Here is a 15859-nt window from a genome sequence, read left to right on the forward strand (position 1 = left end):
AGTGAAGTGATGTGCAGTTTCGTAGTTGAAGAAACCTTCAAGTGATCGGTTGCACGGTCAATGGACCCACGATCCCCGGTGCCGCAGGCGGACATCGTGTGCGACCGGTTCGGGCCGGTGTCGTACACGCTCGGCGCAGACCCGGACCGAGTGGAGGATCGATATGCCGGACATGGACGTAGCCCTGAAGGACGCGATGCAGATCGACGGGGCCATCGGCGTCGCTCTCGTCGACCGCGCCAGCGGTATGGCGCTGGGCATCGCCGGTGGGGGCAGGGAGTTCGATCTCCAGGTGGCGGCTGCGGCCAACACCGAGGTGGTCCGGGCGAAGCTGCGCACGATGGAGATGCTGAGCCTGCACGAGAAGATCGAGGACATCCTGATCACGCTGGACTCGCAGTACCACCTGATCCGGCCGCTGACCGGGCGCTCCGGGCAGGGCCTGTTCCTCTATCTGGCGCTGAACAAGGACCGGGCGAACCTGGCCCTGGCCCGGCACCAGCTGAAGCGGATCGAGGGCAGTCTCGACATCTAGAGTGGGGGCATGCTCGCGCCCCCGATGGCGGAGGTCCGCACCGCCATGATGATCCAGCAGTGGCGGCGGATGACCTTCCTGCACTGGCGCTACCCCGTCGACGAGGTCCGTCCGCTGCTCCCGGACGGCCTCACGCCGGACACCGACGACGACCGGGTCTGGGTGGGCCTGCTCCCGTTCCTGATGGACGAGGTGCGCCCACCCTGGCTCCCGCCGGTCCCGTGGCTGTCCACCTTCCCGGAGACGAACCTGCGGACCTATGTCCGCGGACCGGACGGCGGCGCCGGCATCTTCTTCTTCTCGCTGGACGCGGCCCGGCTGCCCGCCGTCGCGGTGGCGCGGGCCGGGCTCAATCTGCCGTACCGCTGGTCGCGGATGTCGCTGCGGGCGAGCGGTGCCCTGACCGAGTACCGGGGTAGCCGGTTCGCGGAGCCGCGCGGTGCCGGTTACCGGCTGCGGGTCCGTCACGGCGAGCGGTTCCCGGTGGCCGAGCTGGGGCAGATCGACCACTATCTGACCACCCAGTACCGCCTCTACACCGTCGTGGCCGGGCGGCTGGTGAGCGTCGACGTGTTCCACCCGTCGTGGGTGCTGCACCGGGCCGAGGTGCTGGAACTGGAGCAGGACCTGACGACGGCGGCCGGTCTGCCCGCCCCGCACGGTGGCCCGCTGGTGCACTCGTCACCGGGTGTCCGCACCCGGATCGGCCTGCCGCGCCTCGTCCGTTGACCGGATTAGCACATCTGTTCGAGTTATCCACAGGCTGTGCACACAGCCTGTGGGTTCAGGCCGGGCGGTGATCAGTAACGGTCATGAGCGTCGGCGCGGCGATTGACCAGGATCCACGTGGCCGGGAGCAGTGCGGCCGCGAAGAGCGTCTTGAGCACGTCACCGAACAGATAGGGCCACAGCCCGGCCGCGACCGCGGAGGTCAGGCCGATGCCGGTGGAGAACGCCAGCCACGGCACCCCGACCAGGTAGATCAGCGCGTTGCCGGCGGCCATCAGGCCGATCGTGCGTGCCGGGCGGCGGTCCGCGCCGAGGGCCGCGAGCTGGCCGGTCAGGGCGGCCGCGAGCACGAAACCGACCAGGTAGCCGGCGGTCGCGGTGGGCCAGCCGGAGGCGCCGGCGGCGAACCACGGGACGCCGAGCGCGCCGGCCAGCACGTAGATCAGCATGCCGGCGGCCCCGCGCGCGGCACCGAGTGTCGCGCCGGCGAGCAGGACGGCGAAGGTCTGCCCGGTGATCGGCACGGGCGAACCGGGGACCGGGACGGCGATCTGTGCGGCGAGCCCGACGGCGCCGGCGGCGCCCAGGGTCAGGAGCACATCGCGTACGGCGGACCGCCCCCAAACATCGGCCAGGACTCCGGTGGGTCTCCCGGGGTTCACGGCGAACGCGCTGTAAGTCACCGGGGAGCCTCCTGTCCGTACATGTAGGAGGAACCTTAGGTCCCTCCCGGCCCGGGTGGCAGTCACGAGGAACGAACTGTGATGCGGAAGTGATCGTTTCGGGACGCCGCAGCCGCTGCGACGTCCCGAAACGATCAGTGGTGATCAGACGGTGAGGGTCCAGGTGTTGATGTACCCGGTGTCGGACGAGTAGACGTCCTGGGCCTTCAGGCGCCAGGTGCCGTTCGCCGCCTCGGTGGAGAGGTTGACGGTGTAGGTGGTGACGATGTTGTCCGTGCTGTCGGAGCTGGACGTCGCCTTCAGGGCGTAGGTGCTGCCGTCCGGCGCCACCAGGTCGAGCTTCACGTCACCCCGGTAGGTGTGGACGACGTTCACCGCGACGGTCGAGGTGGACGACGCGCTGCGGGCGCAGCCGCTGATCACGATGTCGCTGTAGACGGCGCTGCCGGCGTCCGGGATCGACACGTCGGTGGCGTTGGTGCCGGTGCAGCCGGTCGGGGCGGTCGTCGGCGAGGTGGTGGGCGACGCGGTCGGCGACGTGGTCGGCGTGCTGGTGGTGCACGTCGGGTCGGCGGTCTGGGCCGGCACGCTCACCGCGTCCCAGGCGGCCTTCGTCTTGTTGAACAGGCCACAGGTGCTGTCCAGGGCCTTGGCCGAGGTCAGCGTCCAGGTGCGGTACTTCAGGTACGACGAGCTGCTGGTCTTCATCAGCATCGCGTTGTACATGATCTTGGTGGCGGTCTGGATGCCGACGCCGGTCAGAGCGCCGGTGCCGGTGCACCGGGTGCTGGCGGGCTGCCCGTTGGTCGGGTTGGTGCCCTCGGCGAGCAGGTAGAACCAGTGGTTGCCGGGGCCGGCCGCGGCGTGCACCTCCTGGCTCGGGGTGCTGCTGGAGTAGCAGTTGTCGTCACCGGCGAGCGACGGGTTGTACATGTACCGGATCGGGCCGCTGCCGACCAGGTTGACCTCTTCGCCGACCTGGTAGTCGGCCGGGTCGTTGGCGTTGGCGGCGTAGGCCTCGGTGGCCGCGCCGAACACGTCGCCGACGAACTCCTGGGTGCCGTTGCCGGAGATGCCACCGGGGGTGTTGTCGTCGATGCCGTGGCCGATCTCGTGGCCGACGACGTCGAGCGAGGAGATCCACTGGCCGGCGCTGTTCTTGCCGATCTGGACCTGGGTGCCGTCGTAGTAGGCGTTGGTCTCGTTCAGGCCGACGCGGATCGGCCAGGCGCCGCCGCTGCTGGTGAAGCCGGTGCGGCCGAGCCAGCTGGAGAGCATGGCCTTCTGCTTCTGCGCGGCGTAGAACGCGTCGACGCAGCCGGTCTCCTTGTTGGTGCCGGTGCCGTTGCCCCACACGTTGTCGGTGCCGCTGAAGGTCGTGTTCGTCGACGAGTCCTGGCAGGTCAGGGTCGCGATCGACGGGTCCTTCAGGCTGTACGTGCTGCCGGAGAGCGTGGTGTCCAGGGCGACCGAGCCGGTGATCCAGCCGGTGCCGGTGCCGCTCACGTGGCTGATCTTGTCCTGGGTCCGCAGCACCTTGCCGGTCAGCGCGTCGACGTCGACGGTGAGGCGGCTCGCGCCCTCGTTGCCGTGCTCGTCGATCTTGGTGCCGTTGACGATCGACTCCCAGGCCAGGGCCGGGGTGCCGGTCGTGGTGAGCACGACCAGCTTGGTGCTCTCGACGTTCTTCACGGTCTTGAGCTCGGCCTTGGCGAACGGGATCGACTCGGCCGCGGACAGCTTCGGGGTGACCGAGAGCTGTCCGATCGGCCGGTCCTGCGCCACCGACGTGAACTGGGTCTGACCGGCGCGGTCGGTGACGACCACGAGGTCACCACCGACGACCGACAGACCCTTGTAGGTGCGCTCGTAGGGGACGTACTGAAGGTTGTCGGTCGAGATCACCGGGCGCTGCACGAACACCTCGTCGGCGCTGGCCTGCAGCACCGCGGGGCGATCGGCGATGAGGGCCGCCGCCGAGCCCTTCGCGAGCGCCGCCACCGCGGCGGGATCGGTGGGGATCGGTGCCTGGGCGGTCGCCGGTCCGGAGACCGCCACCATCGCCGCAGCCGCCGCGGTCGCGGCGGACAGAGCGATGACGACTGGGGTACGGGATTTCACGCCTACTCCTCTCCCGCCCGGGGGATTGGCGGGCGGGCCTCAACCGTCCGTGGACGGCGGGTCACACCGGGGTGACTTGAGGTGAGACGTTATGTATAGACAGGCTTCACCGAATCGGGGAAAACCCTTGCGCTTCCCAGCAAGTACTCAGGAACTCCCAGCAAGTACTCAGGAACCGACTTCGCTGACCTCGACGAAGGGTGCGTCGTTCCACCATTGAGCGTGGACGATGAAGCTCTTCGCAGGCCCGATGAAGTAGACCGCGAGGTTGACGTCGGAACCCTGCTTCTCCACCCGGAAGCCGTCGGCCGGCGTGGCAGTGACAAGCGACACTGTGCCCTTGCTCGTCATCCGGATGACCGCCACACCGCCCCCGGTCGTGAACGACCGCACATACGTCTTCACGCCGTCACTGGCAGTGACGGTCCAGCCGTTCTCGGTAGTCGTCGCCGGCGGCGCGGTCGTCTCCGACGTCGACTCGGACGTGGACGGTGACTTGGATGACGGCTTCGGATCAGCTGACGCCGAGCGGCTGCGCGACGGTGCGGGCTTCGTCGTCCGGGTCGGATCGGCGGTCGCCGGCGGTGGGGCGGCGGTCGTCTCGGAGACCGCGGCCGGTGCGGGGAGCTGATCGATGTCCGGCAGCTCACCCGAGTCGGCGCTGGCCGCGTTGAGCACCGGCGACAGCGCCACCGAGGAGAGCACGATGCTGGTCGCGGTGGCCACGCACCACCCGGCTATCGGCACCCACCTGGAAGATCGCACGCGGCCATTCTCGCACCTGGTCCTATGGTTATCGCCATGGCGATGATCCTGTTGGTCGAGGACGACCGCATCATCACGGCCGCTCTGACCAGGGCGCTGACCGATGCCGGGCACGTGGTGCGCCCGGTCGGTCAGGCTGCCCAGGCGTTGAAGATCGTCACCCAGGAGCGGCCCGACCTGGTGATTCTCGACCTCGGACTGCCCGACATCGACGGCACCGACGCGCTACGGATGATGCGTACCGTCTCCGACGTCCCGGTGATCGTGGCGACCGCCCGCCGGTCCGAGGCGGACATCATCGCGCTGCTGAGCGCCGGCGCCGACGACTACGTGACCAAGCCCTTCTCCGGCGGGCACATCCTCGCCCGTATCTCCGCGGTGCTGCGCCGGGCCCGGACCACCATCGAGCAGCAGCCCAACGCGATCACTGTCGGTGAGCTGGTGATCAAGCCGCGGCAGCGCCGGGTGGAGCTGCGTGGCGAGCCGTTGCAGCTGACCCGGCGCGAGTTCGACGTGCTCGCTTATCTTGCCGAGCGGGTCGGCCAGGTGATCAGCCGGCGCGAGCTGATGAACCAGGTGTGGCAGCAGGCCCGGATCGGCGAGGAACAGACCATCGACGTCCACATCTCCTGGTTGCGCCGCAAACTCGGCGAGACCGCCGCGAAACCGTGTTACCTGCACACCGTCCGGGGAGTGGGCGTCATGATGGTCGATCCGCAATGAGGTGGGCACTCAACCGCCTGGCACTGGCCATCACCTCGATGGTGGCGCTCGCCTTCCTCGTGCCGCTGGCCGTCGCCACCCGGCAGATCGCCTACGACCGGGCCATCTCCGACGCGCGCCAGCAGGCCACCTCGATGGTCACGGTGCTCGGTGTCGACAGTGACCTGGTCACCCTGACCAACGCGGTGGCCAGCACCGCCGCCGGCAGCGACGGCCGGCTCGCCCTGCACCTTCCCGGCCTCGACGCGATCGGCACTTCGCACCTCAGCAAGGCGACGGTGCGGCGTGCCGCCGAGGAACGCCGGGCAGCCACCGCCGAGGCCGGGGGCGGGGTCGCCTATCTCCAGCCGACCGTGCTCACCGATGGCCGTACCGTCGTGGTCGAGGTCTTCGTCCCCGGTGAGGAGACGCGGCGCGGCGTCGGATTCGCCTGGCTCGCCCTCGGTGGCCTCGCTGTTCTGCTGGTCGGCGGCTCGATCCTGCTCGCCGACCGCCTCGGCAGCCAGCTGGTCCGATCCACCCGCCAGCTCGCGGCGGCCAGCCGCCGCCTCGGCGGCGGTGAACTCAACGAACGGATCACCCCCACCGGCCCGCGCGAGCTGCGCGACGCGGCCAGCGCCTTCAACACCATGGCCGACGACCTGCGGCGATTGCTGGACCGCGAGCGCGAGCTGGCCGCAGACCTTTCACACCGATTGCGTACGCCGCTGACGGGCCTTCGTCTCGATGTGGAGGCGATGCCGCCCGGCCCGATCGCCGAACGGATGCGCCAGGCCTGCGACCTGCTCGACGAGGAGCTCGAAGCGATCATCACCGGGGCCCGGCTGGGCAGCATCGAGAAACGCGGCTCGCAGCAGTGCGACCTGGTCGAGGTGCTCGCCGACCGGCTGGCGTTCTGGTCGGTGCTCGCCGAGGACCAGGAGCGGCCGTGGGAGGTGGTCGGCGGCAACGAGCCGGTGTTCGTCCCGATGCCGGCGAGCGAGGTGATCCTGGTGGTGGACGCGCTGCTCGGCAACGTCTTCTCGCACACCCCGGACGGCACCGCCTTCCGGGTCAGCGTCTCGGCCAGCGGCCTGCTCGTCGACGACGCCGGCCCCGGCATCCCCGACCCGGAGCGGGCGGTGACCCGTGGCTTCAGCGGTGCCGGCTCGACCGGTCTGGGTCTCGACATCGTCCGCCGGGCCGCCGAGACCGTGCGTGGCCAGCTCGTCATCGACCGTAGTCCGCTGGGTGGCGCCCGGATCGGCATCCTGCTCCACGCACCCGCCCTGGAGCCCGCTGAACAGCGCAAACGTCGCTGATAACGGCTTTAAAAGCGGTTTCCGGTTCCTTTAAGGCTCCGTTATGGCGGCCACTCCTAACGTTCCGTCCTGTAACTGCCAGGTCGAAATCACTGGAGAGCTGACATGCGCAGGAAGATCGCCTACCCGCTGGCCACCCTCGGGATGGTCGCCTCCTCCCTGGCGGTCGCGTCGTCGCCCGCCGTGGCGCACGGCTACGTCTCCTCGCCGCCCAGCCGCCAGGCGCAGTGCGCCGCCGGACTGGTCGCGAACTGTGGCGCCATCCAGTTCGAGCCGCAGAGCGCGGAGGCCCCGAAGGGGTCGAAGGAGTGCAACGGCGGGGTCGCCGCCTTCTCGGAACTCAACAACGACTCCCTGCCCTGGCGGGCCACCAACGTCGGGAAGTCGGCGACCTTCAACTGGGTCCTGACCGCCCGGCACCGGACCGCCACCTGGGTGTACTACGTGGACGGTACCGAGGTCGCCACGTTCAACGACAACAACGCCATCCCCTCGGCCACCGTCTCGCACACCGTCGACCTGAGCAGGTTCTCGGGGAGGAAGACGGTCCTCGCGGTGTGGAACATCGGAGACACCCCGATGGCGTTCTACAACTGCGTGGACGTCAACATCGGCGGCACCGGCTCGACGACGCCTACCACCGCGCCGACCACCGCGCCCACCACCGCTGCTCCGACGGCCCCGCCGGCCACCACCGCGCCGACGGCCGCCCCGACCACGGCGGCTCCCACTGCCACCAGGACCTCGTCGTCCTCCGCGTCGGGCACGGCTTGGGCGCCGGGCGTTTCTTACAAGATCAACGACGTGGTGACGTACGAGGGGGTCTCCTACCAGTGCCGCCAGGCCCACCAGTCGATCCGCAGCTGGGAGCCCTCCATCTGGACGCTCGCCCTCTGGCTGCCGCTGTGAACCGCCGGGTAGCCGCCGCACTGGCCATTGCCGCCGCCCCGCTGCTGCTGGGCGCCTGTGGGACCGCCGTCGACAAGCCGGCCACGCCGTCGAGCGCCACCGCACAGACCCAGGACGTCAAGAACGTCGCCGCGATCACCGCGGGCTCGACCTTCAACGAGACCGACGTGATGTTCCTGCAGATGCTGATCGACAACCTCGAACAGGGTCAGGAGATGGCGCAGACAGCGGCCAAGCGGGCCACCCGCCCCGAGGTCGCCCAACTCGCCGAGGCTGTGCAGGTCACCCAGGCCGACGAGATCAAGCTGATGAAGGGCTGGCTCACCGAATGGGACAAGCCGGCCACCCTCGACGAGCGGGTCAGCCTGCACGCCGACCACGGCGGCATGCCGAGTACCGGTGACAAGGAGATCAAGGCGCTCACCACGGTGAAGAAGGCGCAGTTCGAAACGGCCTTCCTCAACCTCTTCCTGGCGCATCAGCACAATGCTGTCGAGTTCGCTCAACTGGAACTCGACAAGGGCGGCAACGAGCTGGCCAAGTCCTTCGCGGAGCGGGTCAAGCAGTCCCGTACCGATCAGGTCCAGCAGATGCTGAGACTGCTCGCCGGTTGACGTTTTCGGGCAGTCCGTCACGGGCTGCCCGATTTTCCTGTTTTCTTACAGCATGCTGGCTGTTCTCCTGTCGCTCGTCATGGCTACCACGCCCCTCTGGGACCACCCCGGCTACGACGCCGAGGACAGCCACCACAACCCCGGTGAAACCGTGATCACCAGCGGGAAGATCCGGCACGTCGTCACAAAATGGCAGGTCAGCCTGAGGACCAGCGGGTCGAGCTGCTCCGGGTTCTCGGATCCGGTGCTGTCCGGCGGGAGGGTCTACGTCAGCGACCAGCTCGGGATCTCCGCCTACACCGCGGCCACCGGAGCGGTGGCCTGGCGATACGACTGGGACGACCCCGGCGACAGTGAGACGCCGAGGCTCGCCGTCAGCGACGGCCTGCTCATCGTGGCCGGTGGCGACTGCAACTCGCAGAGCGACCCGGACGGGCAGTTGATCGCACTGGACGCCGGGACCGGGCTACCCCGATGGAAGCAGCGGGTCGACATCCCGGTGTACGCGGCCGTCGTCGACAAGAGCGTGCTGGTGGTGTCCGGCGGATCACCGTCGGACGAGGACGCGATCATGGCCTACCACGTCCGTGACGGGCGGCCGGCCTGGCAGAAGACCGGCTATCGGGCCGGCGGCGTGTCGGCGAACGGTACGATCCTGGCCCGCGCCACCGATGGAACCGACGTCAGCGCGGCCGTCGAGATCACGACCGGGACGGTGCGGTGGACCCGGAAGGCGGCGTGGACCGCGGAGGCGGCGTCGCCCGCGAGCGACCGGTTCCTCGTCACCGGTGCCGGCGGGGTGCTGAGCTCGGTCCGGGTCTCCGACGGGCAGCTCGAGTGGAGCGCGTCGACCTTCCCCTCCTCGGAAGCGATCGCGGTGGACCGGGCGCGGGTCTATCGCGTCGCGGGACGTGACGTCGAAGCGCTGAACGTGGCCGACGGGAAACGGGCCTGGACCGCCCGGCAGAAGGCTGACGGGGTGCAGCCGGTCACGGCGGCCGGACTGATCTATGCCGGGGCGGCGGTGCTGAACGCCTCCGACGGGAAGGTGGCCGGGCCGGATGTCGCCGGCCGGGTGATCGTTGCGGGCGGGCGGATCCACCAGGTGGTGAGCGGACAGCTCAGGACTCTCGGCTGAAAGGCCGGCCGCGGACAGTCCTCCGGAAGATCGCGGGCGTGCGTGGGTGCGGTTGGGGGAGCGGTGGCCGTACCGCTGCCGAGGTTGCCGTTGGGTTGTTCTCGGCTTTTCGAACTTCTCGGCCCTTCTCCTGATCCGAAGGGGGAGGTGGCGCCGAGAGACGGTGCCATTTTCCCTGTGGGGGTGCCGCCGCTTTGGCTCCGATGTTCGCGCCGCTCCGAGAACGCAACTACCGCCTGTGGGCGGCCGCCGACCTGATCTCGGTCAGCGGTACGTGGATGCAGGTGCTGGCGTTGAACTGGCTGATCCTGTCGGCCACCGGCTCGGCCACCGCCATGGGCGCGGTCGTCATGTTGCAGGCGGTGCCGGTGCTGCTGCTCGGAAGCTGGGGCGGCGCCCTGGCCGACCGTCTGCCGGCACGTCCGATACTGATCGCCTTCCAGGCGGTGCGCGCGCTGCTCGCCCTGGCGCTCCTCCTCCCCGGCGGAAACTGGACGATCTACGCGATCGCTCTCGCCTCGGGCGTGATCGCCTCCTTCGAGGGCCCGATCCTGGGCCGCTTCGGCTCCGCTCTCGTGCCCCGCGAGTCCCTGGCCTCGGCGCTGGCGCTGGGATCGGTGCTGAGCTCAGCCGGCCGCATCGGCGGCATGGCCCTCGGCGGCATGCTGATCGGCGTCACCGGCCCGTCCGCACTGTTCGTGATCAACGCAGTGTCGTACCTGGCCGTCATCGTCGCCCTGCTGGCCATGCGCCTGACCGACATGCGCCCCCTCGCGGTGGCCACCCCGGCCGACGGCGGCGTGATCGCCGGATTCCGTTATCTGCTGGGCCGGCCGGTGATCCTGGTCGTTCTCGCGTTGTCGTTCGTGCTGGGCTCGCTGGGCCGCAACTACCAGGTCTCGATGGCCGCCATGGTGTCCGGCCCGCTGGGGGGAACGTCCGGTTCATACGGTCTGTTGTCGACAGTCTTCGCCGTGGGAGCCGTGGCGGGCGGCCTGCTGCTGGCCGGCACCGGCCGCTCGACGCTGCGGGTCCTCCTGGGTACGGGATTCCTGATCAGCGCTTTGCAGTTCTGCTCAGGCCTGGCCCCCGACATCCTCGGCTTCGCCGCCCTGATCCTCCCGATCGCGGCCGGCGCCGTCGTCTTCGACACTGTCATAGCCACAAGGATCCAGTTGGACACGGCCGAGGAGATGCGAGGCCGGGTCCTCGCCACGGTAGGGATCGTGTCCTCGCTGTCCGGCATCGCCGGTGCCCCGGCAATCGGTTGGCTCTGCGATTCGATGGGCCCCCGAGGGGCCCTGCTGACCGCAGGAGCCATCACCACCATCGCCGCGGTGGCGGGCGGAGCGATCCTGATCCGCTTGAAGGGCCGAGCCCTGAACTGGTCCTTCCTCCTGGGCCGCCCCACCGAACAGCCCGCCTGACCCCGATGTGCTGACCTGTCAACCAGACAGGTCAGCACATCGGTTCATGGCACCTACTGAGCTTTTTGGGTCGGGGTCATGCTGGTGCCAGGCCGCTGGTGGCGAGGAATCCGAAGGCGAGGGCGGGTCGGTACTGCATCCGTTTGAGGCTGTTCTTGGCGATGCGGAACAGGTCGTCGATGCGGCAGGGGCGAGGTTGGCCATGCTGCGTTTGAGGCTGGACCACATGTTCTCGACCGGGTTGAGTTCGGGTGCGTAGCCGGGTAGCCGGTAGACGCGTAGCCATGGCCGGGCGGCGATCAGAGCGCGCGTCTTGGCGGACTTGTGGGCGGTTAGCCCGTTCCGGACCAGCACGATCGGTGCCCGGAGTTGCTGGTGGGCGGCGTCGAGCAGAGCGGCGGAGTGGTCATCGCCGAAGCCTTTCGGGTCGCCTTTGCGTCCTTGATGGAGCATGGTGCGGTAGATGATGCGCGGCCGGTCTCCGGCGCGGTAGGCGACGAGTCCGGCCAGCGACAGTTTGCGGCCGCCGCGTCCGGCGACCTTGACGATCGGTGTGGTGCCTCGCCGGGCCCAGGTCCGGGCCCGGGCTGGTCTCAGCGAGATGCCGGACTCGTCGACGAAACAGATCCACGCGCCCAGCCTGCGCGCGACCCTAATTTCACCGCGGGCCATTGGTAGCGCCTGAAGTGTTCGATGGCGGCTTGGTCGCGTTCGGTGGCGCGGGAGATCGGTTGCTGCGGGGTGTAGCCGACGCGGCGCAGGGTCTCCCAGTCGGTGGCGATGCTGACGGTGAGGTGGAACATCCGGCCGACCATCGTGCGGACCCGGGCAAGGGTCCAGCGCTGGTCTTCGTCCCAGCCGGCGGCGGCTGGGCCCTCGTCCAGCTTGGCGATCAGCTTCTGCACCTGAGCTGCGGACAACACCGGATCGGGTCCGGGCGCTCCGCGCGAGGCTAGGGCCTGTTCACCACGGGCTTTCCACGCCCGTCGCCACGCGTACGCCGACTTCGTCGAGATCTCCAACTCGGCGGCCACCTGCGGCGCGCTGACCCCGGCGGCGAACATCCGGGCCGCTTGCCGACGTATCTGTTCCCGGCGGGCGCGTTGCTGCGGGCCAAGCTCACCGCGCCCCAGCAGCTCAGTAAAATCCGACGTTCGTGCCGTATGGCCTCGCTGCCCGGCCGCCGGCATCGGCCGATCGGTGAAGGAGACGGATCGAAAGTTGGCGTCTACCTGCCCCACTGCGTGCAGCGACTGCAAACATATTCGGCATGACCGACGAGGATCTGGACGAGAACTACGAGACCTTCCAAGCCATCGCGGATCGCAGCACGCCAGATAAAGCGGTGCAGAGGCTCCGTCGGCTCGGTGTCACTGACGACGTGATCGAGAGAATTCGTGAACGACACGAGGCCGAGGTCATCAAAATCCGGGAGATGGGCGAGCCGAAGGTCGTCTACAAGTCCGGACGTCTCACGTGGTATACGGGCCCGCGGTACGACGACAGGTTCTGGCCGGCGCTGAAGGCGAAGCTTGCGAGTGGCCCCCGTCCCTGGGACGAGGACTCGATCGATGTCCTCGATGAGGAGTCGACAAAGGTTGTAGGGCTTCTCGACCATCCTGGGACCGAGGAGTTCCGGAGCATGGGCCTCGTTCTCGGTTACGTCCAGTCCGGCAAGACGGCAAACTTCACCGCTGTCATGGCTAAAGCGGCCGATCGCGGCTATCGGCTTTTCATCGTTCTCTCCGGCATCCACAACGGACTTCGTAGGCAGACACAGGCCCGCCTTGCCCGTGAGTTGGTGCAGCTGAATCCCGGGCAATGGCACGAGGTCACGACAGTGGACGCGGACTTTCACCCCAAAGGGAACGCTGCCGCCTACTTTGCAGCCAGGAACCAACAGGTCCTCCTGGTGGTCAAGAAGAACGCGAAGGTCTTGGAGAAGCTCAACACGTGGCTGGCCTCCGCCAAGGACTACCTGAGAGACTGTCCGACTCTGGTCATCGACGACGAAGCCGACCAGGCCACCGTCGGCGGCAAGGTGATTAATCCCCTGATGAGCAAACTGCTCAAGTCCTTCACGAAGGTGGACTATGTCGGCTATACGGCGACGCCCTTTGCGAACCTGCTCATCGACCCCGCGGAGAAGGACGACTTCTACCCTCGGGACTTCATCGTCAGCCTGAAAGCCCCCGAGGGATATCAGGGTCCTGCGCTCCTTTTCGGCCGCGATCCCCTTGATGGAGAGGACCCTGGCGAGGTCCCGGGTGGGGAAGACATGATTCGTGAGGTCCCGGAGGAGGATGTCGAACTGGTCCGCCCCATCAACAGGGCCGCAGCCGCCGACTTCGTTCCGGAGATGACACTCTCATTACGCGATGCTGTCACGTATTTCTGGCTGGCCACCGCAGCACGCCGTCACCGTGGTACTGGAGTTCCGCATTCCACGATGCTGGTGCACACCACCCTTCAGACCGGTATCCATGAGGACTTCCGCGTACCACTTGAAGACCTTCGACAGGAGGTGCTCAACGGTCTTCGCCGTGACGACCATGACCTGTTCCAGGAGCTCGAGGGACGCTGGGCGAGCGAAACCGTCCGGGTCAACGCCGAGGATTTCAGTGAAACGTCCGTTCCGTTCGATGCCCTCCTCAAGCATCTTCCCTCGGTACTGGAGGAGAGCCGTGTCGTCATCGACAACTACCGCAGTAGCGACCGTCTCGACTACGAAGCCGGTCCGGTTGTCGCCATTGCAGTCGGCGGTAACACGCTCAGTCGTGGTCTAACTCTGGAAGGGCTGGTCAGCAGCTACTTTGTACGGGCATCCTCGGCATACGACACCCTGCTTCAGATGGGTCGATGGTTCGGGCACCGAGCGGGCTACGGAGATTTGCCCCGGATCTGGATGACTGTGGAGCTCGCCAGCTGGTTTCGCCATCTCGCTGTCGTCGAGGCCGAGATTCGGAAGGACATCGACCGGTACCTCGTCGAGGACAAGAATCCACTGACCTTCGCAGTCCGGATCCGTACGCACCCCAAAATGCTGGTAACCGCTCCGGCGCGGATGAAGAGCGCGGTCACCGCGCACGCGGCTTATGGTGGCGACCTGGTGGAGAGCCGATACTTCGCCACCGACGAGGGTGCGATCGACTGGCTCAGAACCAACGAGGAGGCGGCCATCAAGCTGGTGCAGGCAGCTCGACAGCATGGCCGCTCCGAACTGTCACCCAGCGTTGGACGTTGGCTGTGGCGTGACGTCTCGTTTCGGGACGTCATCAAGTTCATCGATCAATACCGCTTCCATGAGCGGTCCGAGGAGGCCCGACCCGAACTGCTCAAGAGGTACATCCAGAAGCGCGTGGAGAACAACGCGCTGACTGCTTGGGACATCGCTGTCATCGGGAATTCCAGGAAGAACGCCAACGTCTGGAAATTTCCGGACGGTACCGCCGTGGGTTTGAACCGTCGAAGTCGGATCAACCTGGTCGGGGATCCTCTTGCCGATATCAAAACTCTCTCAGGCCCCAGGGACGCGGCGGTCAATCTACGTGTTCCCGACGGAGTCGACGTGACGCGCCGATCTGAGATCGACGCCTTGAGGCGGGTGCAGCGGCCCGACCACGGACTTCTGCTCATCTATCCAATCGATCCAGTTTCGGAGACCACGCAGAAGAATCGCCACCCCTTGAACGCGCCTTACGAAGTCGTGATGGGTGCCGCCTTCGTCTTCCCGACACCCACGTCGGCGGACAGCCAGGTCGAACACGACTACGTCGCCGCGGACATCCGTGACGGAAAGTACTGGGAGAGCGAAGACCCCGAGATCCTGCAGCAGGAATTCGAGGGGGATGCGGAATGACGGACCTTCGGTCAGTGATCAGCGACCACTGGGCTGCCCTCTGCAGCGCACGGCATAACTCGGGATGGCTCACGTCGGAAGTGCCGGTGCTTGTCGCTGGCATGCCATTGCTCTGCGCGCTGAGTCCGGAGAGAAGGCGACATCTGCTGGTCCCTGTGCCGCCGGCAGACTATGCCCGTGCGGACACTCGCGCCGCGGCTGTCCATCTGCTGCCGTTGACTCTGGAAGCGGCGGGCGTGCGGGTTGAATATGCGAGCCTCGTTCTGCTGCGGGACGACCTCCTCGAGATCTTCACCGGCCTCTGCGCCGATGTCGTGGCAGCGCTCGCTGTGGGTCCTGCAGAACCAATTGTCGTGGTTGCGCAGGTGCTCGACGGATGGCGCGAACTGTTCCGCAGCGGCTCACAGCTGGGGGTGGAGCAACTGGCAGGGCTGTTCGGTGAACTACGTCTGCTCAACGCGCTTCTCGACCGCGATGCGAGCCTGCTGGGCGCCTGGCGGGGGCCGTTACGTTCGCCGCACGATTTCGTGGCGAACAGGAAGGCCGTGGAGGTCAAGGCGACTACGGCCCCGGAAGGTCGATCGGTGCGGATTCATGGTCTCGATCAACTCGCTGCGCCCGAGAACGGCGATCTCATGTTGCAGTGGATGCGCCTGGATACCTCAGACCCTGCAGGAATTTCGCTGCCCGAGATAGTCGATTCGACTGTGCGTCGTGTCGGACGGCCACAGGAGTTGCTGCAGTTGCTCGCCCGAGTGGGCTACTTCACGGCGGATCGCCATATATACGACGGTGTCCGTTTTGCCGTTGTGGAGGAGGCTTGTTATCTGGTGGTCGAAAGCTTCCCTCGTATTGTGACCTCGGCTTTCGTCGACGGGGTGCCGGTTGGAATCTCGGGTGTTCGTTACACCCTCGATCTCGATGTCGGTCCCGCCCCCATGCAGAAGGAAGACATCGAGCAGTTTTTGCAAGTCATGGCGGAGAGATGACACAACCACGTTGGTACTCGCAACCGTTTCCGCCCGCCGGTTCGATCAGCGCGGAAGGTATCAAGC

General features: G+C 67.3%; 15 protein-coding genes. 10 read left to right on the plus strand and 5 right to left on the minus strand.

Annotated features, from left to right (window positions below):
- Window positions 1–163: 163 nt before the first annotated feature.
- Together ACFO0C_RS18800 and ACFO0C_RS18805 are read left to right on the plus strand one after the other, a co-directional pair.
- On the plus strand, window positions 164–535 hold the full coding sequence (locus ACFO0C_RS18800) for a hypothetical protein (RefSeq protein WP_378067954.1): 372 nt from the start codon (window positions 164–166) through the stop codon (window positions 533–535).
- Between the two features lie 9 nt (window positions 536–544).
- Entirely contained in the window at window positions 545–1264 is a 720-nt protein-coding gene (locus tag ACFO0C_RS18805; protein ID WP_378067955.1) for a YqjF family protein, read from the plus strand.
- A gap of 71 nt (window positions 1265–1335) precedes the next feature.
- On the opposite strand, the gene ACFO0C_RS18810 is transcribed toward ACFO0C_RS18805, so the two are convergent.
- From ACFO0C_RS18810 to ACFO0C_RS18820, 3 genes are all read right to left on the minus strand, one after another.
- Window positions 1336–1947, minus strand: coding sequence for a biotin transporter BioY (locus ACFO0C_RS18810; RefSeq protein ID WP_378067956.1), 612 nt, complete (start codon window positions 1945–1947; stop codon window positions 1336–1338).
- Between the two features lie 144 nt (window positions 1948–2091).
- The gene (locus tag ACFO0C_RS18815) at window positions 2092–4068 is read right to left on the minus strand and encodes a M4 family metallopeptidase (RefSeq protein ID WP_378067957.1); all 1977 of its coding nucleotides are present in this window, start codon (window positions 4066–4068) and stop codon (window positions 2092–2094) included.
- Between the two features lie 168 nt (window positions 4069–4236).
- On the minus strand, window positions 4237–4833 hold the full coding sequence (locus ACFO0C_RS18820) for a DNA mismatch repair protein MutL (RefSeq protein WP_378067958.1): 597 nt from the start codon (window positions 4831–4833) through the stop codon (window positions 4237–4239).
- A 36-nt stretch (window positions 4834–4869) separates the two neighbouring features.
- On the opposite strand from ACFO0C_RS18820, the gene ACFO0C_RS18825 reads away from it, so the two are divergent.
- The 6 genes from ACFO0C_RS18825 to ACFO0C_RS18850 all read left to right on the plus strand — a co-directional run bounded on the left by ACFO0C_RS18825 (window position 4870) and on the right by ACFO0C_RS18850 (window position 10945).
- Window positions 4870–5556: a response regulator transcription factor gene (locus tag ACFO0C_RS18825; protein ID WP_378067959.1), complete on the plus strand. Its 687-nt coding sequence runs from the start codon at window positions 4870–4872 to the stop codon at window positions 5554–5556.
- Window positions 5553–6857, plus strand: a complete 1305-nt coding sequence (locus ACFO0C_RS18830; protein ID WP_378067960.1) for a HAMP domain-containing protein — start codon at window positions 5553–5555, stop codon at window positions 6855–6857. Before ACFO0C_RS18825 ends, ACFO0C_RS18830 begins: the two co-directional genes overlap by 4 nt.
- 105 nt (window positions 6858–6962) lie before the next feature.
- Complete coding sequence (locus tag ACFO0C_RS18835; protein ID WP_378067961.1) at window positions 6963–7766, plus strand: lytic polysaccharide monooxygenase; 804 nt, start codon at window positions 6963–6965, stop codon at window positions 7764–7766.
- Complete coding sequence (locus ACFO0C_RS18840) at window positions 7763–8380, plus strand: DUF305 domain-containing protein (RefSeq protein ID WP_378067962.1); 618 nt, start codon at window positions 7763–7765, stop codon at window positions 8378–8380. Before ACFO0C_RS18835 ends, ACFO0C_RS18840 begins: the two co-directional genes overlap by 4 nt.
- Before the next feature lie 52 nt (window positions 8381–8432).
- On the plus strand, window positions 8433–9518 hold the full coding sequence (locus ACFO0C_RS18845) for an outer membrane protein assembly factor BamB family protein (protein WP_378067963.1): 1086 nt from the start codon (window positions 8433–8435) through the stop codon (window positions 9516–9518).
- Window positions 9519–9721: 203 nt separating this feature from the next.
- Window positions 9722–10945 carry an MFS transporter gene (locus ACFO0C_RS18850; RefSeq protein ID WP_378067964.1) on the plus strand — a complete coding sequence of 408 codons (1224 nt, stop codon included), beginning with the start codon at window positions 9722–9724 and terminating at the stop codon, window positions 10943–10945.
- 18 nt (window positions 10946–10963) lie between these two features.
- On the opposite strand, the gene ACFO0C_RS18855 is transcribed toward ACFO0C_RS18850, so the two are convergent.
- Together ACFO0C_RS18855 and ACFO0C_RS18860 are read right to left on the minus strand one after the other, a co-directional pair.
- Entirely contained in the window at window positions 10964–11617 is a 654-nt protein-coding gene (locus ACFO0C_RS18855) for a transposase (protein ID WP_378067965.1), read from the minus strand.
- The gene (locus tag ACFO0C_RS18860) at window positions 11539–12186 is read right to left on the minus strand and encodes a winged helix-turn-helix domain-containing protein (RefSeq protein ID WP_378067966.1); all 648 of its coding nucleotides are present in this window, start codon (window positions 12184–12186) and stop codon (window positions 11539–11541) included. The genes ACFO0C_RS18855 and ACFO0C_RS18860 overlap by 79 nt, the downstream gene beginning before the upstream one ends.
- Window positions 12187–12215: 29 nt before the next feature.
- Here ACFO0C_RS18860 and ACFO0C_RS18865 point away from each other — a divergent pair, with 29 nt between their 5' ends.
- Together ACFO0C_RS18865 and ACFO0C_RS18870 are read left to right on the plus strand one after the other, a co-directional pair.
- On the plus strand, window positions 12216–14804 hold the full coding sequence (locus ACFO0C_RS18865) for a Z1 domain-containing protein (protein WP_378067967.1): 2589 nt from the start codon (window positions 12216–12218) through the stop codon (window positions 14802–14804).
- Window positions 14805–14818: 14 nt separating this feature from the next.
- A complete protein-coding gene (locus ACFO0C_RS18870) occupies window positions 14819–15793 on the plus strand; it encodes a PD-(D/E)XK motif protein (protein WP_378067968.1) in 975 nt (324 codons plus the stop codon).
- Window positions 15794–15859: the final 66 nt, after the last annotated feature.

Origin of the sequence: Actinoplanes subglobosus (genome assembly GCF_042650585.1) — a bacterium.
Taxonomy (GTDB): Bacteria; Actinomycetota; Actinomycetes; order Mycobacteriales; family Micromonosporaceae; genus Actinoplanes; species Actinoplanes subglobosus.

Excerpts from the sequence above, each read along its gene's own strand:
- ACFO0C_RS18800 (WP_378067954.1), top strand. The coding sequence starts at position 164 with ATGCCGGACATGGACGTAGCCCTGAAGGACGCGATGCAGATCGACGGG.
- ACFO0C_RS18805 (WP_378067955.1), top strand. The coding sequence starts at position 545 with ATGCTCGCGCCCCCGATGGCGGAGGTCCGCACCGCCATGATGATCCAG.
- ACFO0C_RS18825 (WP_378067959.1), top strand. The coding sequence starts at position 4,870 with ATGGCGATGATCCTGTTGGTCGAGGACGACCGCATCATCACGGCCGCT.
- ACFO0C_RS18830 (WP_378067960.1), top strand. The coding sequence starts at position 5,553 with ATGAGGTGGGCACTCAACCGCCTGGCACTGGCCATCACCTCGATGGTG.
- ACFO0C_RS18835 (WP_378067961.1), top strand. The coding sequence starts at position 6,963 with ATGCGCAGGAAGATCGCCTACCCGCTGGCCACCCTCGGGATGGTCGCC.
- ACFO0C_RS18845 (WP_378067963.1), top strand. The coding sequence starts at position 8,433 with ATGCTGGCTGTTCTCCTGTCGCTCGTCATGGCTACCACGCCCCTCTGG.
- ACFO0C_RS18850 (WP_378067964.1), top strand. The coding sequence starts at position 9,722 with ATGTTCGCGCCGCTCCGAGAACGCAACTACCGCCTGTGGGCGGCCGCC.
- ACFO0C_RS18855 (WP_378067965.1), bottom strand. The coding sequence starts at position 11,617 with ATGGCCCGCGGTGAAATTAGGGTCGCGCGCAGGCTGGGCGCGTGGATC.
- ACFO0C_RS18865 (WP_378067967.1), top strand. The coding sequence starts at position 12,216 with ATGACCGACGAGGATCTGGACGAGAACTACGAGACCTTCCAAGCCATC.